The following is a 20850-nucleotide window of genomic DNA, read 5'->3' as shown; positions in this document are numbered from 1 at the left end:
TCACTTGACTTAGACAATGTCTATCGTAGGATCTGAACCGGCATCGGCCAAGAGGCCCACCGGGCTCGGCCGAAGGACAGGACTCGCAGGAATGACGCAGGAGGCGCACGTGACGCAGGGACCGCTCACCACGGAGGCCGGCGCGCCGGTCGCCGACAACCAGAACAGCGAGACGGCGGGCGTCGGCGGTCCGGTCCTCGTGCAGGACCAGCTCCTCCTGGAGAAGCTCGCCCACTTCAACCGTGAGCGCATCCCGGAGCGTGTGGTCCACGCGCGCGGTGCGGGCGCCTACGGCACCTTCACGCTCACCCGTGACGTCTCGCAGTGGACGCGTGCCGCGTTCCTCTCCGAGGTCGGCAAGGAGACCGAGACCTTCCTGCGCTTCTCCACCGTCGCGGGCAACCTCGGCGCGGCGGACGCGGTGCGCGACCCCCGCGGCTGGGCGCTGAAGTTCTACACCGAAGAGGGCAACTACGACCTCGTCGGCAACAACACCCCGGTGTTCTTCATCAAGGACGCCATCAAGTTCCCCGACTTCATCCACACCCAGAAGCGCGACCCGTACACGGGCTCGCAGGAGGCGGACAACGTCTGGGACTTCTGGGGCCTGTCCCCGGAGTCGACCCACCAGGTGACCTGGCTCTTCGGTGACCGCGGCATCCCCGCCTCGTACCGCCACATGAACGGCTACGGCTCGCACACGTTCCAGTGGAACAACGAGGCCGGCGAGGTCTTCTGGGTCAAGTACCACTTCAAGACCGACCAGGGCATCAAGAACCTCACCCAGGACGAGGCCAACCGCCTCGCCGGTGAGGACCCGGACTCGCACCAGCGCGACCTGCGCGAGGCCATCGAGCGCGGCGACTTCCCGACCTGGACCGTGCAGGTCCAGATCATGCCCGCGGCCGACGCGGCGAACTACCGCTTCAACCCGTTCGACCTCACCAAGGTGTGGCCGCACGAGGACTACCCGCCGATCGAGATCGGCAAGCTGGAGCTCAACCGCAACCCGGAGAACGTCTTCGCCGAGGTCGAGCAGTCCATCTTCAGCCCGGCGCACTTCGTGCCCGGCATCGGCCCGTCCCCGGACAAGATGCTCCAGGGCCGCCTCTTCGCCTACGGCGACGCCCACCGCTACCGCGTCGGCATCAACGCCGACCACCTGCCGGTGAACCGCCCGCACGCCACCGAGGCGCGCACCAACTCCCGTGACGGCTTCCTCTACGACGGCCGCCACAAGGGCGCGAAGAACTACGAGCCCAACAGCTTCGGCGGCCCGTTCCAGACGGACCGTCCGCTGTGGCAGCCGGTCCCGGTCAGCGGCGTCACCGGCGACCAGGCGGCGCCCGTGCACTCCGAGGACAACGACTTCGTGCAGGCGGGCAACCTCTACCGCCTGATGTCCGAGGACGAGAAGGGCCGTCTCGTCGAGAACCTGGCGGGCTTCATCGCCAAGGTCTCGCGCGACGACATCGCCGAGCGGGCCATCAACAACTTCCGCCAGGCGGACGGTGACTTCGGCAAGCGGCTGGAGGCCGCGGTCCAGGCCCTGCGCGGCTGAGGACGCTTGTCGTAGGGGGAGCGGGCCGGATTTCCGTACGGGATCCGGCCCGCTCTCGCGTGTCCGGGCGAGTGGGCTCAGCCGGCGACGCTGTGCGCCGGGATCCAGCAGCGGATGATGTCGCGTACGGAGACGATGCCGACGGGCCCCAGGTCGTCGAGGACGACGAGGTGGCGGAAGCCGCCGCGCGTCATGGCCTCGGCCGCCTCCGAGAGGGTCCAGGTGGGCGCGGCGAAGACGACGTCGCGGGTGGTGTGGGAGCCCGCCGTCTCGACGTCGGGATCCTGGTCGACGGCGAGGGAGTTGAGGATGTCGCGCTCGGTGAGGATGCCGAGCCCGCCGGCGTCGGTGTCGAGGACGACGGCGGCGCCGACGCGGCGCGCCGACATCAGCCGGGCCGCCTGCCGGAGGGTGTGGGCCGGACCGATGGTGAGGACGACCGAACTCATGGCGTCACGAACGAGCATGGACGGAGCCACCTCCTTGGTGAACCGCCCCTTGGGAATCGGTTCACAAGTTCACAAGGGGAATGATGCTGAGCGTGGCACCGCGCACGGGGTCTGACAAGGGGGCGCGCGAGGCGCGCCCCGGTGGTGTCGGCGGCGCTCAGTCCTCCGCGTTCTCCTGGTTGAGGTAGCTCAGCAGCTCACCGTGGAGCAGCCCGTTCGACGCGGCCGCGTTGCCGCTGTGCGGACCGTGCCGCCCGTCGAGGCCCGTGTACGTACCGCCCGCCTCCTGCACCACGACCGCCACCGCCGCCATGTCCCACAGCGAGAGCTCCGGCTCCGCGCAGATGTCCACGGAACCCTCCGCGACCATCATGTACGGCCAGAAGTCGCCGTACGCCCGGGTCCGCCAGCACGCGCGCGTGAGGTCCAGGAAACCGTCGAGGCGGCCCTGCTCCTCCCAGCCGCTCAGCGAGGAGTACGCGAACGAGGCGTCCTCCAGGGAGGCGACCTTCGAGACCCCGATCCGGGTCGCCGAGGCCAGACTGCGCCCGGTGTACGCCCCCAGGCCCTTCGCCGCCCACCAGCGCCGGCCGAGCGCCGGGGCCGACACCACGCCGACCACCGGCTGGAACCCGGTCTCCCCGGCCTCCATCAGAGCGATCAGGGTCGCCCAGACCGGCACCCCGCGGACGTAGTTCTTCGTACCGTCGATCGGGTCGATCACCCAGCGGCGCGGGCCCGAGCCCTCCACGCCGTACTCCTCGCCCAGGATCGCGTCACGCGGCCTGGCCCGCTGGAGCTGACCCCGGATCAGCTCCTCGGCCGCCTTGTCGGCCTCGCTCACCGGAGTCATGTCCGGCTTCGTCTCGACCTTGAGGTCGAGCGCCTGGAATCGGTCCATGGTGGCCGCGTCGGCGGCATCCGCGAGGACGTGGGCGAGACGCAGATCATCGTGGTAATCGGCCATGGTCGGCACTCTATCCCCGCGCGTCACCCGACCGGAGAACCGTCCACGGGCGCCCTTGACAGGGCGTGGACGGCTGCCGACGCTGGGCGGAGAACCGTTCCCTCCCGGAGGTGCCGATGGCGACCGCCCGCGAGGCCCTGCTCGACGCCGCCCTCGCCGCGCTCGCGCACCGGCCCTGGTCCGCCGTGCGGATGGCCGACCTCGCCGCGGCCGCCCGGGTCTCCCGGCAGACCCTCTACAACGAGTTCGGCAGCAAGGAGGGGCTCGCCCGCGCCCTGGTACGGCGGGAGGCCGACGCCTACCTCCAGGGCGTCCGGCAGCTGCTCGCCGCCCCCGGCCCGCCCGAGCGGAACCTGATCACCGTCGCCGAGTGGATCGTCACCCGGACCGCCACCCGCCCCGTCCTCCGGGCCCTGCTCACCGGCGCCTGGGACGCACGGCTGCCCGCGCCCCGGCCCGCCAGGCCCGGCGCCCGTCCGGCGGCCGTACCGGCCCAGCGCCGTGCCGACGAGGGTCCGCCCGCGCCCGGCGAGCTGGTGGCGGCGACCGCGGCCTGCGCCGGCGAACGGTGGGCGGCGGGCTGCGAACTCGCCGTCCGGCTCGCCCTCAGCCATGTCGTGGCCCCCGCCGTCCCGTACGGCCCGCGGGCGGGGACCGACGGTCAGTGCGAGGAGCCGGACAGCTGGAGCCCGATGACCCCGAGGATGACCAGCGTGATCGAGACGATCTTGAGCGTGGAGACCAGGTCGCCGAGGAAGAGCATGCCGTAGATCGCCGTCCCGGCCGCGCCGATCCCCGTCCACACCGCGTACGCGGGCCCCACGTCGAGCTTCCGCAGGGCCAGCGTGAGGAGACCGAAACTTCCCATGGCGAAGATCGCGAACGCGATCGTCGGCCACAGCCGGGTAAATCCGTGCGAGAGCTTCAGACAGACCGCGAAACCGGTCTCGAGGAAGCCCGCGACCACCACCAGCAGCCACGCCATCGTCAGTGCCTCCCACGCCGTCGGTGACTGCTTCGCCGCACTTGGTGCGATTATGCCCTTACCGGTCGCTGTCGGCCCTGAAGACGGACGGCTCAGTCGCCCTCGCGTCGCTCCCGGGTCGCGAGGAGCCGCCGCAGCGATTCGAGGCGCGCCGGATCGGCGTGCCCCTCCGCCGCCCACGCGTCGAGCGCGCAGTCCGGCTCGTCGTGGCTGCACGCGCGCGGGCAGCCCTCCGTCCCCGGCACGAGATCGGGGAAGGCCAGGATCACCCGGGACGGATCGACGTGGTGCAGACCGAAGGAGCGCACACCGGGGGTGTCGATGACCCAGCCGCCCTCCTTGTCGTTCAGCGGCAGAGCGAGCGCCGAGGTGGTCGTGTGGCGGCCGCGGCCCGTGACCGCGTTGACCACACCCGTGGTCCGCCGCCGGTCCGCCGGGACCAGGGCGTTGACCAGCGTCGTCTTGCCGACTCCGGAGTGCCCGACGAACGCGGTCGTCCGCCCCTTCAGGTGCTCGTGCACCCGCTCGGCCGCGACCCCGTCCACGAACTCGTCGCGGGTCGTCACCACGTACGGCACACCCAGCGCGCCGTACATCTCCAGGAGCTCGTCCGGCGGCGCCAGGTCCGACTTGGTGAGGACGAGCAGCGGGGTGAGACCGCCGTCGTACGCGGCGACCAGACAGCGGTCGATCAGCCGGGGGCGCGGCTCCGGATCGGCGAGCGCGGTGACGATCGCCAGCTGGTCCGCGTTGGCCACGACCACCCGCTCGTACGGGTCGTCGTCATCGGCCGTTCGGCGCAGCACCGAGCTGCGCGGGCTGATCCGCACGATCCGGGCCAGCGTGTCCTTCTCGCCCGACAGATCGCCCACGATCGAGACCCGGTCGCCGACCACGGCCGCTTTGCGGCCCAGCTCGCGCGCCTTCATCGCCGTCACGAACCGGTCGCCGACCAGACAGGTCAGCCGGCCGCGGTCCACGGTGAGGACCATGCCCTCGACGGCGTCCTCGTGCTTCGGGCGGAGAGTCGTACGGGGACGGGTGCCCTTGCGGTTGGGCCGCTGGCGGATGTCGTCCTCGTCGGTGTGCTTGCCGTAACGCCGCATGGTTCAGACCCCGAGCATTTCGGTCCACATCGTCGGGAAGTCGGGCAAGGTCTTCGCCGTCGTCGCCACGTCCTCGATCTCCACGCCCTCGACCGCGAGGCCGATGATCGCGCCGGCCGTCGCCATGCGGTGGTCGTGGTACGTGCGGAAGACGCCGCCGTGCAGCGGGCGCGGGCGGATGCGCAGACCGTCCTCGGTCTCGGTGACGTCACCGCCGAGCTCGTTGATCTCCTTGGTGAGCGCCGCGAGCCGGTCCGTCTCGTGCAGCCGCAGATGAGCGACCCCGCGCAGGGTGGAGGGGGAGTCGGCGAGCGCCGCGACCGCCGCGATACCCGGCGTCAGCTCACCGACCTCGCCCAGGTCCACGTCGATGCCGTGGATCCGGCCCGTGCCGGTGAACGTCAGACCCGCGTCGGTCAGCTCGCAGGAACCACCCATCTCGGTGAAGATCTCCCGCAGCGCGTCACCGGGCTGGGTGGTCCGCTCGGGCCAGTCCGGGACGGTCACCCGGCCGCCGGTCACCAGGGCGGCCGCCAGGAACGGCTGCGCGTTCGACAGGTCGGGCTCCACGACCAGGTCCCGGCCGCGCAGCGCCGACGGGCTGACCCGCCACACGTCCGGCGCGCCGCCGTGCTCCGGCTCGTCGACCTGGGCGCCGACCGCGCGCAGCATGTCGACGGTCATCCGGATGTGCGGCAGCGAGGGAAGCCGCGCCCCCGCGTGCCGCACCTCGACGCCCTGGTTGAAGCGGGCACCGGACAGCAGCAGGGCGCTGACGAACTGGGAGGACGAGGAGGCGTCGATCTCGACCGTGCCGCCGTCCAGGCCACCGGCGCCGTGCACGGTCAGGGGCAGCGCGCCCCGGCCGTCGTCGTCGATGCGGGCACCGAGCGCGCGCAGCGCGTCGATCACGCCGTGCAGCGGGCGCTCGTGGGAGCGGGGGTCGCCGTCGAAGCGCACCGGGCCGTCGGCGAGCGCCGCGACCGGCGGCAGGAAGCGCATGACCGTGCCGGCGTTGCCGACGTCGACGGTCGCGGGGCCGCGCAGCGGCGCCGGGATGATCCGCCAGGCCTCGCCCGAACCGTCGGGGCCCACGCCCTCCTCGATCTTCACGCCGAGGGTACGGAGCGCCTCGGCCATCAGGAGGGTGTCCCGGGAGCGCAGCGGGCGACGCACCCAGCCGGGCTCGGAGGCCAGCGCGGCGAGGACGAGGGCCCGGTTGGTGACCGACTTCGAGCCGGGCACGGTGACGGTCGCGTCGACGGCGCCGCGGGCGTACGGAGCGGGCCAGAGGTCGGTGGACGGGTCGGTGTGCGCGGAAGCAGCTGCGGTCATGGAACTCACTGTACGGGGGAGTCAGTAGCCCAGGAGCCAGCGGCCGCCGCCGATCAGGGCCGAGATCGACACCGCGTGGAAGAAGAACAGCCACACGCCCGCGGGCACATGGGTGAGCCGCGACAGCTGGTCCGCGTCCGAGTCGGGGGCGCCGCCGCGGCGCCGTTTCGACTGGAGCTCGAAGACCGGCCGGACGCCGCCGAGGAGCAGGAACCACACCACCGCGTAGGCGAAGACGGACTGGACCTCGGGAGCGGTCAGCCAGGAGACGAGGAGGAAGGTCGCTCCCGTCAGGACGACGGTGAGGATCCCGTACGCGTTGCGGACCATCACCAGCATCGCGAGGAGCAGGGCCGTCGCGATCCACAGCAGCAGGGTGACCCGGTGGGTGCCGAGCAGGGCGGCGCCGCCGAGACCGAGCAGCGGGCCCGCGGGGTAGCCGGCGGCCAGGGTGAGGACCACTCCGAGCCCGGTCGGACGGCCCCGGCTCACGGTCAGCCCGCTGGTGTCCGAGTGCAGCCGGATCGCTTCGAGGCGCCGCCCGGTGGCGAGGGCGAGGAGCCCGTGGCCGCCCTCGTGGGCGATGGTGATCGCGTTGCGGGCGAGCAGCCAGACGCGGCGGGGCACGGTGACGGCGAGGGCGGCGACGCCGGTGGCGATCACCAGCCACTCGGCCGGGGCGTCCTGCGGGCTGAAGAGGTCCAGCGAGAGGTCCATCGTTCGGGCCGCTCCTCGGGGGTCGGGGATCGTGGCAGTCTGGCACGTATGTGCGGACGGTATGCAGCGAGTCGGCGGCCCGAGGACCTCGTCGACATCTTCGGCATCGAGATGGGGGTCCCTCCTGCCCGAGCGGAGCCGGGGAGGGAGCCGGAGGAGACCCTGGCCCCCGACTGGAACGTGGCCCCCACCAAAGAGGTCTGGGCCGTTCTGGAGCGTCCTCTGAAAGACGCCGAGTCACGCCGTCCGGTTCGCCAGCTGCGCGTACTCAAGTGGGGCCTCGTACCGTCCTGGGCGAAGTCGCCGGAGGGCGCCGCCCGCATGATCAACGCGCGCGCGGAGACCCTGGACGAGAAGCCCTCCTTCAAGCGGGCCTTCGCCTCCCGCCGGTGCATCCTGCCCGCCGACGGCTACTACGAATGGGTCACCGGGGCGGGGGAGCGCGACCTGGAGGTCGAGGGGAAGAAGAAGCGTCCCAGGAAGCAGCCGTACTTCGTGACCCCGGCGGACGGCTCCGTCTTCGCGATGGCCGGGCTCTACGAGTTCTGGCGCGACCGGACCCTCCCCGACGCCCACCCCTCGGCGTGGTGGGTGACCTGCTCGGTGATCACCACCGAGGCGGAGACCGGGCCGCTCGGGGTGGCCCCGGCCGAGGGCCCGCGCTCGCTCGCCGACATCCACCCCCGGATGCCGCTGATGCTCACCGAGGACCGCTGGGACGCCTGGCTCGACCCGGCGCGCACGGACCCGGAGGAGCTGCGCGGACTGCTCGCCCCGCCGCCGGGGGGACTGATGCGGGCCTACCCGGTGGCGACCGCCGTCAGCAACGTCCGCAACAACGGGCCCGAGCTGCTCGAGGAACTGGAGGGCCCGGAGATCGCCACGTTGTTCTGACCGCGCGGCGCGCCGTCGCGAAACGGGTCGGGAGGAACGGGTCCCCTGGTTCGTGGGCCCCGGTGCGACGGACGGCCGGGACCGCCGGTTCCGGCCGTCCCGGCCCGATGGACGGCAGGATGGGGCCGTGACCGACGTGACACAGTACGAGACCGTTTCCACCGACGCCGGCGAGGCCCGCGTCACCTGGTGCGAGGGGACGAAGCCCTGGGCCGTCCTCGCCCTCGGCCACGGTGCCGGCGGCGGCGTCGAGGCCCGCGACCTCCAGGCCCTGGCCGGCGCGCTGCCCGCGCGGGGCGTGACCGTCGCCCTCGTCGAGCAGCCCTGGCGGGTCGCCGGCAAGAAGGTCGCGCCCGCGCCGAAGACCCTGGACACCGGCTGGCGCGGCCTCTGGCCCGCCCTCGCGCGGCCCGGCCTCCCCGTGATCGCCGGCGGCCGCAGCGCCGGCGCCCGCGTGGCCTGCCGTACCGGCCGGGAGCTCGGTGCCCTCGCCGTCCTCGCCCTGAGCTTCCCGCTGCACCCCCCGGGCAAGCCGGAGAAGTCCCGCGCCGACGAGCTCCTCGGCACCGGAGTGCCCACACTCGTCGTCCAGGGCGGCAACGACACCTTCGGGCGGCCGGAGGAGTTCCCGGACGGCCCGTACGAGCTCGTCGAGATCCCGGGCGGCGACCACGGCTTCGCCGTGCCCAAGCGTGCCGCCCTCGGCCAGGACGAGGCCCTCGCCGCCCTCGTGGACGGCGTCACCGCGTGGATCACCGGCCTGCGCTGAACCAGCCGCCGGACCGGGAATGCCGAACCCGTGACCACTGTTGTCACAGAGCGTCGGTGTGAGAGCAAAGGAAGAGGTGTCCGTCGTATGGGTTCGACCATCTGCCCGGAGCGTGTGCAGGCCGCTGACCTCGACTGGACAGTGCTGCCCGCGCCCAAGGGTGCCCAGATTCGGGCGGCGGGCGGAGCGGTTCCTCGTCTATCCTCCGAAACGAGCGGGTCCGCCCTCGGGCTCGCCGCCGCGCTGGAGGAGGTGGGTCCGGTCACTGGGACCGACACAGGGACCGACGACGGCCCCGAGGAGACGACCGAGGAGCGCAACGCGCGCTTCGAGCGGGACGCCCTCGGCTACCTCGACCAGATGTACTCGGCCGCGCTGCGCATGACGCGCAACCCCGCGGACGCGGAGGACCTGGTGCAGGAGACCTACGCCAAGGCGTACGGATCCTTCCACCAGTTCCGCGAGGGCACGAACCTCAAGGCGTGGCTGTACCGCATCCTCACGAACACCTTCATCAACTCGTACCGCAAGAAGCAGCGCGAGCCCCAGCGCAGCGCCGCCGAGGAGATCGAGGACTGGCAGCTCGCCCGCGCCGAGTCGCACATGTCGACCGGACTGCGCTCCGCGGAGTCACAGGCCCTCGACCACCTTCCGGACTCCGACGTGAAGGAAGCGCTCCAGGCGATTCCCGAGGAGTTCCGCATCGCCGTCTATCTCGCCGATGTCGAGGGCTTTGCGTACAAGGAGATCGCGGACATCATGGGGACACCCATCGGTACGGTGATGTCCCGACTGCACCGGGGCCGCCGCCAGCTGCGCGGCATGCTCGAGGACTACGCCCGCGACCGCGGGCTGGTACCCGCGGGCGCCGGAGAGTCGTCGAACGATCTGAAAGGCTCGGGCTCATGAGCTGCGGAGAGCCGCACGAGACGGATTGCTCAGAGGTCCTGGATCATCTCTACGAGTTCCTCGACCATGAGATGCCCGACAGCGACTGCAACAAGTTCGAGGTGCACTTCGAGGAGTGCTCCCCGTGCCTGGAGAAGTACGGACTCGAGCAGGCGGTGAAGAAGCTCGTCAAGCGCTGCTGCGGCAGCGACGACGTCCCCACCGACCTGCGCGCCAAGGTCATGGGCCGGATCGACCTCATCCGCTCCGGGCACGCGGTGCCCGAGCAGGACATCACGGCGACCGTCCAGCCGACGCCGGCATCGGCTCAGGCGCAGACTCCGGCTCCCCAGGAGTAGACCCCTCCGGCAGAGGGAATCGAGGCCGTCGCGGCACGAACGCGGCGGCCTCGGCCGTAAGTCAGCTTGTATCACCCGATGGTGCGAATCAGCGCCACAGCGCCGCCCCCGGACGCCCCACTCGCTAGCGTGGCGGGCGTGATGGGCGTGAAGGTCATTCCGCGAGCGGCCCGCGTGTACATCGGCTGCGCCCTGCTCGGCGCCGGGGCCTGCGTGCTGCCCGCGCTGCACCCCGGCTCGTCCACCCCCTGGGTCACGGTCGCCCTCCTCGCCGCCCTGTACGCGCTCTGCGAACTGCCCGCCCGCTGCCCGCTCCTGAGGCGCGCCCTCGGCAGCTCCGTCTCCATGGGCACCGGCTCCTTCTTCCCCGTGCTCCTCGCCGCCGCCCTGCTCCTGCCGCCCTCCGCCGCCGCGCTCACCGCCCTGCCCGGCAGCCTCCTCGCCCGCGTCGACGAACCCCCGGCCGCACCCCGCCGCGCCTGGCGGGCCGCCGCCACCGCCCTCGCCCTCTGGGCGGCCGCCCACGCCGCCACCGCCCTGAACTCCGCCGACGCCCTCGGAGACGGCCCCGACGCCCCCGACTTCCCCCACGCCCTGCTCCCCGCGGGCGCCGCCGCGCTCACCTTCTGCCTGGCCCTGACCGCTCTCGACGGCGGCATCCGGGCCACCGCCGACGGACTCCCGCCACGCGCCGCCTGGCGCGGCCTCCTCGGCCGGGCACTCGCCCCGCACACTGTCCACGGGCTCGCCGGACTGATGATGGCCGTCCTCTGGCGCAGCACCTACGGACCGGTCTCGGCGCTCTTCGTGCTCCTCCCCATGTACATCTCGTGCTGGGTCTTCGCCCAGTACCACCGCGAACGGGCCGCCCACCAGGCCACCATCCGCGCCCTCGTCCAGGCCGTCGACATCAAGGACCGGTACACCCGCGGCCACAGCGAACGCGTCGGCCACGCCTCCGTCCTGATCGCCCGTGAGCTCGGCATGGCCGATGACAGGCTCGACGTCGTACGGTTCGCCGGCATCCTCCACGACGTCGGCAAACTGGGCGTGCCCACCCGGGTCCTCCGCAAGGACGGCCCACTCACCCCGGAGGAACGCCGGATCATCGAACTCCACCCGGAGTACGGCCACGAGATGGTCCGGGGCATCGGCTTCCTCGGCGAGGCGCGGGACGCGATCCTCCACCACCACGAACGCATGGACGGCAGCGGCTACCCGTACGGGCTGCACGGCGAGGACATCCCCGAGTTCGCCCGGGTCGTCGCCGTCGCCGACGCCTTCGACGCCATGACCTCCACCCGCTCCTACAGCCGCGCCCGGCCCGTGCCGACCGCCGTCGCCGAACTGGAACGGTGCGCCGGCACCCACTTCGACCCCCGGATGGTCGGCGCGCTCGTCCGCGCCCTCGAACGGCACGGCTGGCAGCCCGCCGTCACCGCCGACGAGACCGCCGGGACGGCCCCACGGCCGGACCAGCTCCCCCCGCCGCGCGAAGCGGACCCGGCCGCCCCGCCCGCCCGGTCGAAGGAGCGCGCATGAGGCCCGGGGCCGTCACCATCGGCGCCGCCCACGGAGCCGCACTGCTGCTCAGCCTCGCCGGCTTCGGCTCCACCCTCTGGTACGGCGTCGCCGAACCCGGCAACGCCCTCGCCTTCGGCACCCTCGTCCTCCTCGGCGAGCTCGCCCGCTGGGGCGCCGCCCCCGACGAGAGGGAACCCGCCCCGCTCGGCGCCGCCGGTGCCCTCTCCTACGCCCTCCTCGGGGCCAGCGCCGGCACCGCCACCACCCACGGCGTCCTCCAGATCGTCGCCGTCGTCGTCGCCGCCGGACTCGCCGGCATCGTCCCCCACATCGCCAGGGGTCGCGGCCCCGGCCTCGACCACCTCGCCCGCCGCGTCCTCACCGTCGGCTTCGCCGCGCTCTGCTTCCAGCCCCTCTACAACGCGGGGGCCGTCGTCGACCACCTCGGCCACGGCCCGCCGTACGCCCTCTTCCTGGTGCTCCTGATCATCCTGACCGCCCTCTGCGACGCCGTCCTCGCCGCGCTCCTGCTCCGCGCCCGCACCGGATTCCCGTACGGCCCCCTCCTCCGCGACGCACTGCGGGCCCTCCTCGGCATCGGCTCCGCCGTCTGCGCCACCGGCGCCGTCATGGCGCTCGGCGTGGCCGCCGCCGGGCTCTGGGCGCTGCCCGTGCTCGCCGTCCCGCTGCTGCTCACCCAGGTCTCCTTCCGGCGGTACGCGGCCGTCCGCACCGTCAACCGGCAGACCATCGCCTCCCTCGCCCGCGCCACCGAGATCGCCGGCTGCACCCCGCCCGGCCACGCCCGCCGGGTCGCGGCCCTCAGCGGCGCCGTCGGCCGCGAGCTGGGCCTCTCCGGGGCCGAGCTGACCGTCCTCGAACACGCGGCGCTCATGCACGACATCGGACAGCTCTCCCTCGTCGACCCGGTCGAGGGCGGCGCCACCGCCCTCCTCCCGGCGGACGAGCAGCGCCGGATCGCCCTGCTCGGCGGCGAGGTCGTACGCAGGACCGGCGTCCCCGCCGCCGTCGCCGTGATCGTGGAACGGCAGGCCGACCCGTACCGCGAGCAGCCGCTGCCCGCCCGCATCGTCCGGGCCGTGAACGCCTACGACGACCTCGCGGGCGGTGAGAGCGCGGGCGCCGCCCTCGACGCCCTGGAGCGGCTCCGGCTCGGCACCGCCCGCGACTATCACCCGGATGTCGTCGAATGCCTGGCCAGAGTCCTGGCACGGGGCGGAGCAGCTGGGGTGACCTCCGTCGCCACTGGGTAACCCATGGGTAATGAGCGCGCGTCCGACCGGGCATGGTTGGATGCGAACAAGAGGGTGAAGCGACCGGCAGGCGGGAATCGTGAAGATCTTCGGGAAGGTACGGCATCGGCCCTCCGCCTCGTGGCGGCAGGCCACCGACCGCGCGTTCACGCTGATCGGCGACGGCCGGTACGAGGACGCGGGGACGCTGCTGACACGCGCGGCGGATCTGGAGCCCTGGCTCTCCGAGTCCTGGTTCAACCTGGCGCTGCTGCACAAGTTCCGGCACGACTGGGAACAGGCGCGGGCCGCCGGGCTCCGCGCGGTCGCGCTGCTCGACAAGGAGACCGGCGCCCCCGACTGGTGGAACGTCGGGATCGCCGCCACCGCGCTCCAGGACTGGCCGCTGGCCCGCCGCGCCTGGCAGGCGTACGGCCTCAAGGTGCCCGGCGCCGCCTCCGGCACCGGTGAGCCCGCCGGGATGGAGCTGGGCAGCGCCGCCGTCCGGCTCTCGCCCGAGGGCGAGGCCGAGGTGGTGTGGGGCCGCAGGCTCGACCCCGCCCGCATCGAGGTCCTCTCCATCCCCCTGCCGTCCTCCGGACGCCGCTGGGGCGAGGTCGTCCTCCACGACGGCGTGCCGAACGGCGAGCGGACCACCACCGCGGGCCCCTCCTACCCGGTCTTCGACGAGATCGAGCTCTGGGCGCCCTCACCCGTTCCCACCTGGGTGGTCCTCCTGGAAGCGGCCACCGAGGCCGACCGGGACGCCCTGGAGCAGCTCGCCGCGGAGGCGGGCTTCGCCGCCGAGGACTGGTCGTCCTCCGTGCGGCTGCTCTGCCGCGCCTGCTCCGAGTCGACCATGCCCAGCGCCGAGGGCGAGGGCGAGCACTCCGACCCCCACGACCACAGCGAACCGGGACACCCCGGGCCGCTCGGCCACCGCTCGCCCGGCGAGCTGTGGGTGCCCGAGCGCGAGTGCGGCATCGCGGCCCCGCCGGGGCTGGTGCGCGGCCTCCTCGACGGCTGGGTGGCGGACAGTCCCGACAGCCGCGAGTGGCGCGATCTCGAAGAGGTCTGCTGAGGCTCCTGTCACGGGCCCGTAGGCTGTCCTCCGACGGAATCGGGTTTTCAGAAGGGCGCGGCCGGACATGGCGCAGCAGGAGACGGACGAGCAGACGCAGATCAACGACGGCTTCGTCGTGGACACGGAGGACTGCGAGGCGCGTGAGCTCGCGTACCGCGAGCGCGGCACGGCGCGCCCCATCACCGTCGTCGGCAACCCGGTGCTCCACAAGGAGTGCAAGGACGTCACGGAGTTCGACGACGAGCTCGCGTCCCTCATCGACGACATGTTCGCCAGCCAGAAGGCCGCGGAGGGCGTGGGCCTCGCCGCCAACCAGATCGGCGTGGACCTCAAGGTCTTCGTCTACGACTGCCCCGACGACGAGGGCGTCCGGCACACCGGCGTCGTCGTCAACCCGGTCCTCCAGGAGCTCCCGGCCGAGCTCCGCGTCCTGGACGAGTCCAACGAGGGCTGCCTCTCGGTGCCGACCGCCTACGCCGAGCTGGCCCGCCCCGACTACGCGGAGGTCCACGGCCAGGACGCCCGGGGCAACCCGATCAAGGTGCGCGGCACGGGCTACTTCGCCCGCTGCCTCCAGCACGAGACGGACCACCTGTACGGCTACCTGTACATCGACCGCCTCTCCAAGCGCGACCGCAAGGACGCCCTGCGCCAGATGGAAGAGGGCACCCCGCGCTACGAGACGGTGCCGAACGCCTGATCGCCCATGTGACGAAGGGCCCCGCACTCGGTGAGTGCGGGGCCCTTCCTCGTATCCGTACGGACTAGAAGTCCTCGTCCAGGTCCACCGAGCCCTCGACCGCCACCTGGTAGGCGGACGGGCGGCGCTCGAAGAAGTTGGTGAGCTCCTGGACGCCCTGGAGCTCCATGAACGCGAAGGGGTTCGCCGAGCCGTACACCGGGGCGAAGCCCAGGCGCTGGAGGCGCTGGTCGGCGACGCACTGGAGGTACTCGCGCATCGACTCGGTGTTCATGCCCGGCAGTCCGTCGCCGCACAGGTCGCGGCCGAACTGCAGCTCCGCCTCGACGGCCTCCCTCAGCATGTCCGTGACCTGCTGCTGAAGCGCGTCGTCGAAGAGCTCCGGCTCCTCCTTGCGGACGGTGTCCACGACCTCGAAGGCGAAGTTCATGTGCATCGTCTCGTCCCGGAACACCCAGTTGGTGCCGGTCGCCAGGCCGTGCAGCAGGCCGCGGGAGCGGAACCAGTACACGTACGCGAAGGCGCCGTAGAAGAACAGGCCCTCGATGCACGCGGCGAAGCAGATGAGGTTCAGCAGGAAGCGGCGGCGGTCGGCGGCCGTCTCCAGCTTCTCGATCTTCTCGACCGAGTCCATCCACTTGAAGCAGAACTGCGCCTTCTCGCGGATCGAGGGGATCTCCTCGACCGCGTCGAACGCGGCCGCGCGGTCGTCCGGGTCGGGCAGGTACGTGTCGAGCAGCGTCAGATAGAACTGGACGTGCACGGCCTCCTCGAAGAGCTGGCGCGACAGGTACAGGCGCGCCTCCGGGGAGTTGATGTGCTTGTAGAGCGTCAGGACCAGGTTGTTCGAGACGATCGAGTCGCCCGTCGCGAAGAACGCGACAAGACGGCCGATCATGTGCTGCTCGCCGGGGGTCAGCTTGGCGAGGTCGGCGACGTCCGAGTGGAGGTCGACCTCCTCCACCGTCCACGTGTTCTTGATGGCGTCCCGGTAGCGCTCGTAGAAGTCCGGGTAGCGCATCGGACGGAGGGTCAGCTCGAAGCCCGGGTCGAGGAGGTTCTTCTGTTCGGTGGAGCTCATTACTGGCAGGCCTCGCAGGACTCGGGGTTTTCGAGGGAGCAGGCGAGGGCGTCCGCGTCGGGGGTCGCCTGCTGTACGGGGATGGTGGCGGCGGCCGTCGACGCCTGCGCGGCGCGGGCGATCCGGGTCGCCGGGCGGGAGCGCAGGTAGTACGTCGTCTTCAGGCCCTGCTTCCAGGCGTACGCGTACATCGACGACAGCTTGCCGATGGTGGGTGTCTCCAGGAACAGGTTCAGCGACTGCGACTGGTCCAGGAACGGCGTACGGGCGGCGGCCATGTCGATCAGACCGCGCTGCGGGATCTCCCACGCCGTCCGGTACAGCTCGCGGACCTCGGCCGGGACCCAGGTGAAGCCGGCCACCGAGCCGTTGGCGTCGCGCAGCGCCTCGCGGGTCTGGGCGTCCCACACGCCGAGCCTCTTCAGCTCGTCGACCAGGTACGAGTTGACCTGGAGGAACTCGCCGGAGAGCGTCTCGCGCTTGAACAGGTTGGAGACCTGCGGCTCGATGCACTCGTAGACGCCGGCGATCGAGGCGATCGTCGCGGTCGGGGCGATGGCGAGGAGGAGGCTGTTGCGCATGCCGGTCGTCGCGATCCGCTCGCGCAGCGCCGCCCAGCGCTCCGGCCAGGTCAGCTCGACGTCGTAGTGGTCGGGGTGCAGGACACCGCGGGCCGTGCGGGTCTTGTCCCAGGCGGGCAGCGGGCCGTTGCGCTCGGCGAGGTCGGCCGAGGCCTCGTAGGCCGCCAGCATGATGCGCTCGGCGATCCTCGTCGACAGGGCGCGGGCCTCCGCCGAGTCGAACGGCAGCTTCAGCTGGAAGAAGACGTCCTGGAGCCCCATCGCGCCCAGGCCCACCGGCCGCCAGCGGGCGTTGGAGCGGCCCGCCTGCTCGGTCGGGTAGAAGTTGATGTCGACGACCCGGTCGAGGAAGGTGACGGCCGTGCGGACGGTCGCGTCGAGGCGCTCCCAGTCGATGTCCTGGGTCGCGGCGTCCACGAACGAGCCGAGGTTGACCGAGCCCAGGTTGCAGACGGCCGTCTCGCCGTCGTTGGTGACCTCGATGATCTCGGTGCAGAGGTTCGAGGAGTGGACGACGGTGCCGGGCTCGGCGGTCTGGTTGGCCGTCCGGTTCGAGGCGTCCTTGAAGGTCATCCAGCCGTTGCCGGTCTGGGCCAGGGTCCGCATCATGCGGCCGTACAGGTCGCGGGCCGGCATCGTCTTGCGGGCCAGGCCCCGGGATTCGGCGGCGCGGTAGGCGGCGTCGAACTCCTCGCCCCACAGGTCGACGAGCTCGGGCACGTCCGCGGGGGAGAACAGCGACCAGTCGGCGTCGGCGTTCACCCGGCGCATGAACTCGTCCGGGATCCAGTGCGCCAGGTTCAGGTTGTGCGTACGGCGCTGGTCCTCGCCGGTGTTGTCGCGGAGCTCCAGGAACTCCTCGATGTCCGCGTGCCAGGTCTCCAGGTAGACGGCGGCGGCGCCCTTGCGGCGGCCGCCCTGGTTCACGGCGGCGACGGAGGCGTCGAGGGTCTTCAGGAACGGCACGATGCCGTTGGAGTGCCCGTTGGTGCCGCGGATCAGCGAACCGCGGGCCCGGATGCGGGAGTACGAGAGGCCGATGCCGCCCGCGTGCTTGGAGAGGCGCGCCACCTGGTGGTAGCGGTCGTAGATGGAGTCCAGCTCGTCCTGCGGGGAGTCCAGGAGGTAGCAGGAGGACATCTGCGGGTGGCGGGTGCCGGAGTTGAAGAGCGTGGGGGAGGACGGGAGGTAGTCCAGGCGGCTCATCAGGCCGTACAGCGCGGTCACTTCGTCGAGCGCGCGGGCCGAGTCGTCCTCGGCCAGACCGCAGGCGACGCGCAGCATGAAGTGCTGCGGGGTCTCGATGACCTTGCGGGTGATCGGGTGGCGCAGCAGGTAGCGGGAGTAGAGGGTGCGCAGGCCGAAGTAGCCGAAGCGGTCGTCGGCGGCCGTGTCCACGGTCGCGTCGAGCCGGTTCGCGTGCAGTGCGACGAACTCGGCGGTGCGGTCGGCGATCAGACCCTCACGGTGACCGACGGCGACGGAGGCGGAGAAGGAGAACGCGCCCTGGCCGGCCGCCTCGTCGGCGATGGTGATCGTCAGGAGCCGGGCCGCGAGCCGGGAGTAGGCCGGGTCCTCCGCGATCAGGCCCGCGGCCGCCTCGGTGGCCAGCTCGCGCAGCTCCGCCTCGTCCGACGCGGCGCTGCGGCCGCGGAGCGCGGCGGCGGCGACCTTGCCGGGGTCGGTGTCGGGGAGATCGGCGGTGAGGTCGGTCAGGGTCCGCAGCAGTACGGTCCCGGGTCCGTCGCTCTCGACCGCGGAAACCTCGGCGGAAGCCGGATCGGCGGGCGCGATGGTCACGTGGGGGCTCTCCCTCGCTCGGCTCGGGGCCGCGGCGGGGGAAGGCGGGCATGCGTGCGTCCGTAACGTCGGACGCGACGCTTCCACCGGCCCACTCCGCGAGGCCCGGACGTCAGTGGCACCCGGAACGGTCGGACCGGGTGCGCTGCGGCAGGTGCTCGGACTCACCTCGTACGGACGGGTCGTATCCGTAGGAAGCACACCGTTGCGGGACAGTTCCGGATTCGCGCCGGATTCCCCTGCGTCGACAGCGAGCATGAGCATACATGTGGGGGGCACCGCTCGCGGCACCCCCCACATGTTGTGTGTCGCCCTCGGCTCAGAACTCCAGGGCGTAGGTGCGCAGCGAGTGGCCGGGGATCGGTTCCCAGTCCCGGTGGGGGGTGCGGACGAAGCCGAGGCGGTCGTACATCCGGTGCGCGGCGACCATCGTCGCGTCCGTGGAGAGCACGAGCCGCTCGCACCCGGGGAGGGCCCGCGCGCGGTCGATACAGGCCCGTACGAGGGCCTCTCCGACGCCCCGGCCGCGGGCCTCGCGGGTGACGGCGAGCATCCGGAACTCGGCCTCGCCGTCGACCGCGATGTCCGCCCAGGTGGTGTTGCCGGTGGCGAAGGTCACCCCGCCGAGGAGTCGTCCCTCGGCGTCCTCGGCGATGAGCACCTCGCTCTCGCGGGCCCGGCGCGCGGTGTCCCGGAGCACCTCCAGGTAGGAGTCCTGGGCCCCGTACTTCAGCAGCCCGTCGTTCAGATAGGTGCCCGCGGTGAGTTCGCCGAGGGCCTCGTACTCCTCGGGCCGTACCGCCCTGATCGTGAAGTCCATGAGGAAAGTGTGCCCGGCGGGGGACGCGAAGGGGCCCGGGGTCTCCTGGTGGAGAGCCCGGGCCCGTGTGTTGGGGGCCGGCCGCGTGCGGCCGTACCGTCGGGTCAGTGCGTCTGGGCGCCGACCTTCGGGAGTTCGGTCTGCACGCCGGCGTCACCGGCGTCCGCCGTGTAGTCGGACGGGGAGGTCTCGTCGACGCCCTCGGGGGCCTTGACGGCCTTGAGGACGAAGGTGAGGACGACCGTGACGACGAGGTTCAGGACGAAGGCGGTGAGGCCGATGTAGCCGATCTCGCCGATGCCCGGGATCTCGGCGGAGGAGCCGCCGAAGTGCTTCTGGGTCGGGCTGGCGACACCGTAGGCGGCGACCGTGCCGTAGACCATGCCGACGGCCCAGCCGGCGAGCAGCGCCCAGCGGTGGAACCAGCGGGTGAAGAGACCGCCGACGAGGGCCGGGAAGGTCTGCAGGATCCAGATGCCGCCGAGCAGCTGGAAGTTGATCGCGACCGTCTTGTCCATGGTGAGGACGAAGGCGAGCGCGCCGACCTTCACCAGGAGCGAGACGATCTTGGAGACCTTGGTCTCCTGCGCCGGGGTCGCGTCCTTCTTGATGAAGTCCTTGTAGATGTTGCGGGTGAAGAGGTTGGCCGCGGCGATCGACATGATCGCGGCCGGGACGAGCGCGCCGATGCCGATCGCGGCGAACGCGACGCCCGCGAACCAGTCCGGGAACATCGTCTCGAAGAGCTGCGGGATGGCGAGCTGGCCGTTCTTCACCTGGATGCCGGCGGCGATCGCCATGAAACCGAGCAGCGCGAGCAGGCCCAGCATCAGGGAGTACAGCGGCAGGATCGTGGTGTTGCGGCGGATGACCTCGCGGCTCCGGGACGACAGGGTCGCCGTGATGGAGTGCGGGTACATGAAGAGCGCGAGCGCCGAGCCGAGGGCGAGGGTCGCGTACGTCCACTGGCCGGCCTCACCGGGGACGAGCGAGCCGCGCGGCTTGTCGGTGGCCGGGTTGGTCTGCGCGTACGCCTCGCCCGCCTTGGCGAAGATCTCGTCGAAGCCGCCCAGCTTGATCGGGATGTAGATGATCGCCACCGCGATGACGATGTAGATCAGGGTGTCCTTGACGAAGGCGATGAGCGCGGGGGCGCGGAGGCCCGAGGAGTACGTGTACGCCGCGAGGACGCCGAAGGCGATGAGCAGCGGCAGGTCCTTGATGAACCAGTGGGTGGTCTCGCCGCCGCCGACGCCCATCACGTCCAGGACGGCCTGGATGCCGACGAGCTGGAGCGCGATGTACGGCATGGTGGCGAGGATGCCGGTGACCGCCACCGCGAGCGAGAGGCCCTTGGAGCCGAAGCGGCCGCGCACGAAGTCCGAGGTGGTGACGTATCCGTGCTTGTGCGAGACCGACCAGAGGCGCGGCAGGAAGGTGAAGATCAGCGGGTAGACCAGGATCGTGTACGGCACGGCGAAGAAGCCGGCCGCGCCCGCCGCGTAGATGGCCGCCGGGACGGCGACGAAGGTGTACGCGGTGTAGAGGTCGCCGCCGAGCAGGAACCAGGTCACCCAGGTGCCGAACGACCGGCCGCCGAGGCCCCATTCGTCGAGGCTGTTCTCGTTCTCGGCCTTGCGCCAGCGCGAGGCGAGGAAGCCCATGACCGTGACGGCCAGGAAGAAGAAGATGAAGACGGCGAGTGCGACGCCGTTGACTCCGGTCACGTCCTTCATCGCGCGTCACCTCCCTTGCGGGCGCGCTGGTCGCTCTTCCACAGCTGGTAGGCGACCATGGTGAGCACGGTGGAGATCAGCACCCAGAGCATCTGGTACCAGTAGAAGAACGGGATGCCGGCGAAGAACGGTTCGGTCTTCGCGTAGGAGCTCACCCAGAGCATCGCCACGAACGGGGCGAACAGACAGAGTCCGATCACCACCCGCATGGGTGTGATGGTGGGGTGTTTCCTTTGTGTCG

At 71.7% G+C, this 20850-nt stretch carries 21 protein-coding genes and 1 riboswitch; of the genes, 10 read left to right on the top strand and 11 right to left on the bottom strand.

The genetic code is table 11. The features are described from left to right. Positions 1–91 precede the first annotated feature (91 nt). Positions 92–1561 (top strand): catalase, encoded by a 1470-nt coding sequence (locus ACFVYX_RS24280; protein WP_389683554.1) that lies wholly within the window; start codon positions 92–94, stop codon positions 1559–1561. Positions 1562–1638: 77 nt separating this feature from the next. Here ACFVYX_RS24280 and ACFVYX_RS24275 read toward each other — a convergent pair whose 3' ends face one another. After that, positions 1639–2028: a cyclic nucleotide-binding/CBS domain-containing protein gene (locus ACFVYX_RS24275; protein WP_389683553.1), complete on the bottom strand. Its 390-nt coding sequence runs from the start codon at positions 2026–2028 to the stop codon at positions 1639–1641. 139 nt (positions 2029–2167) lie between these two features. Further along, a complete protein-coding gene (gene hisN / locus ACFVYX_RS24270; RefSeq protein WP_389683552.1) occupies positions 2168–2977 on the bottom strand; it encodes a histidinol-phosphatase in 810 nt (269 codons plus the stop codon). Positions 2978–3093: 116 nt separating this feature from the next. On the opposite strand from hisN, the gene ACFVYX_RS24265 reads away from it, so the two are divergent. Further along, positions 3094–3747 (top strand): TetR/AcrR family transcriptional regulator, encoded by a 654-nt coding sequence (locus ACFVYX_RS24265; protein ID WP_389683551.1) that lies wholly within the window; start codon positions 3094–3096, stop codon positions 3745–3747. On the opposite strand, the gene ACFVYX_RS24260 is transcribed toward ACFVYX_RS24265, so the two are convergent. From ACFVYX_RS24260 to ACFVYX_RS24245, 4 genes are all read right to left on the bottom strand, one after another. Beyond that, entirely contained in the window at positions 3639–3962 is a 324-nt protein-coding gene (locus tag ACFVYX_RS24260; RefSeq protein WP_389683550.1) for a DMT family transporter, read from the bottom strand. The two genes, ACFVYX_RS24265 and ACFVYX_RS24260, sit on opposite strands and share 109 nt — an antisense overlap. Positions 3963–4054: 92 nt before the next feature. Further along, positions 4055–5068, bottom strand: coding sequence for a ribosome small subunit-dependent GTPase A (gene rsgA, locus ACFVYX_RS24255; protein ID WP_389683549.1), 1014 nt, complete (start codon positions 5066–5068; stop codon positions 4055–4057). 3 nt (positions 5069–5071) lie between these two features. Next, positions 5072–6403 carry a 3-phosphoshikimate 1-carboxyvinyltransferase gene (gene aroA, locus ACFVYX_RS24250; protein WP_389683548.1) on the bottom strand — a complete coding sequence of 444 codons (1332 nt, stop codon included), beginning with the start codon at positions 6401–6403 and terminating at the stop codon, positions 5072–5074. A gap of 21 nt (positions 6404–6424) precedes the next feature. Continuing rightward, a complete protein-coding gene (locus ACFVYX_RS24245; RefSeq protein ID WP_389683547.1) occupies positions 6425–7120 on the bottom strand; it encodes a M50 family metallopeptidase in 696 nt (231 codons plus the stop codon). Positions 7121–7168: 48 nt separating this feature from the next. Here ACFVYX_RS24245 and ACFVYX_RS24240 point away from each other — a divergent pair, with 48 nt between their 5' ends. The 8 genes from ACFVYX_RS24240 to def all read left to right on the top strand — a co-directional run bounded on the left by ACFVYX_RS24240 (position 7169) and on the right by def (position 14591). Then, positions 7169–8014: an SOS response-associated peptidase gene (locus tag ACFVYX_RS24240; protein WP_389683546.1), complete on the top strand. Its 846-nt coding sequence runs from the start codon at positions 7169–7171 to the stop codon at positions 8012–8014. 136 nt (positions 8015–8150) lie between these two features. Next, positions 8151–8783: an alpha/beta family hydrolase gene (locus ACFVYX_RS24235; protein ID WP_389683701.1), complete on the top strand. Its 633-nt coding sequence runs from the start codon at positions 8151–8153 to the stop codon at positions 8781–8783. A 252-nt stretch (positions 8784–9035) separates the two neighbouring features. Beyond that, positions 9036–9692 (top strand): sigma-70 family RNA polymerase sigma factor, encoded by a 657-nt coding sequence (locus tag ACFVYX_RS24230; protein WP_030207302.1) that lies wholly within the window; start codon positions 9036–9038, stop codon positions 9690–9692. Beyond that, positions 9689–10030 (top strand): mycothiol system anti-sigma-R factor, encoded by a 342-nt coding sequence (gene rsrA / locus ACFVYX_RS24225; protein ID WP_389683545.1) that lies wholly within the window; start codon positions 9689–9691, stop codon positions 10028–10030. Before ACFVYX_RS24230 ends, rsrA begins: the two co-directional genes overlap by 4 nt. Positions 10031–10177: 147 nt before the next feature. Further along, positions 10178–11572 (top strand): HD-GYP domain-containing protein, encoded by a 1395-nt coding sequence (locus tag ACFVYX_RS24220; RefSeq protein ID WP_389683700.1) that lies wholly within the window; start codon positions 10178–10180, stop codon positions 11570–11572. Next, positions 11569–12828 (top strand): HD-GYP domain-containing protein, encoded by a 1260-nt coding sequence (locus ACFVYX_RS24215; RefSeq protein ID WP_389683544.1) that lies wholly within the window; start codon positions 11569–11571, stop codon positions 12826–12828. Before ACFVYX_RS24220 ends, ACFVYX_RS24215 begins: the two co-directional genes overlap by 4 nt. 79 nt (positions 12829–12907) lie before the next feature. Continuing rightward, the gene (locus ACFVYX_RS24210) at positions 12908–13888 is read left to right on the top strand and encodes a tetratricopeptide repeat protein (RefSeq protein ID WP_389683543.1); all 981 of its coding nucleotides are present in this window, start codon (positions 12908–12910) and stop codon (positions 13886–13888) included. A gap of 67 nt (positions 13889–13955) precedes the next feature. Then, positions 13956–14591 carry a peptide deformylase gene (gene def, locus ACFVYX_RS24205; protein WP_389683542.1) on the top strand — a complete coding sequence of 212 codons (636 nt, stop codon included), beginning with the start codon at positions 13956–13958 and terminating at the stop codon, positions 14589–14591. Between the two features lie 64 nt (positions 14592–14655). Here def and ACFVYX_RS24200 read toward each other — a convergent pair whose 3' ends face one another. The 5 genes from ACFVYX_RS24200 to ACFVYX_RS24180 form a co-directional block, all read right to left on the bottom strand. Then, entirely contained in the window at positions 14656–15672 is a 1017-nt protein-coding gene (locus ACFVYX_RS24200; RefSeq protein ID WP_389683541.1) for a ribonucleotide-diphosphate reductase subunit beta, read from the bottom strand. Beyond that, positions 15672–18053 carry a ribonucleoside-diphosphate reductase subunit alpha gene (locus ACFVYX_RS24195; protein ID WP_389683540.1) on the bottom strand — a complete coding sequence of 794 codons (2382 nt, stop codon included), beginning with the start codon at positions 18051–18053 and terminating at the stop codon, positions 15672–15674. Before ACFVYX_RS24195 ends, ACFVYX_RS24200 begins: the two co-directional genes overlap by 1 nt. A gap of 131 nt (positions 18054–18184) precedes the next feature. Further along, positions 18185–18351: riboswitch (cobalamin riboswitch) on the bottom strand. A 21-nt stretch (positions 18352–18372) separates the two neighbouring features. After that, on the bottom strand, positions 18373–18873 hold the full coding sequence (locus tag ACFVYX_RS24190; protein ID WP_389683539.1) for a GNAT family N-acetyltransferase: 501 nt from the start codon (positions 18871–18873) through the stop codon (positions 18373–18375). Between the two features lie 104 nt (positions 18874–18977). Further along, complete coding sequence (gene mctP, locus ACFVYX_RS24185) at positions 18978–20609, bottom strand: monocarboxylate uptake permease MctP (RefSeq protein WP_389683538.1); 1632 nt, start codon at positions 20607–20609, stop codon at positions 18978–18980. Next, complete coding sequence (locus ACFVYX_RS24180; RefSeq protein WP_389683537.1) at positions 20606–20818, bottom strand: DUF3311 domain-containing protein; 213 nt, start codon at positions 20816–20818, stop codon at positions 20606–20608. Before ACFVYX_RS24180 ends, mctP begins: the two co-directional genes overlap by 4 nt. Positions 20819–20850 lie beyond the last annotated feature (32 nt).

The organism is Streptomyces sp. NPDC058326 (genome assembly GCF_042879855.1).
Taxonomy (GTDB): Bacteria; Actinomycetota; Actinomycetes; order Streptomycetales; family Streptomycetaceae; genus Streptomyces.
The sequence above is the reverse complement of the archived record's forward strand: the minus strand, read 5'-3'. Positions and strand labels throughout refer to the sequence as shown.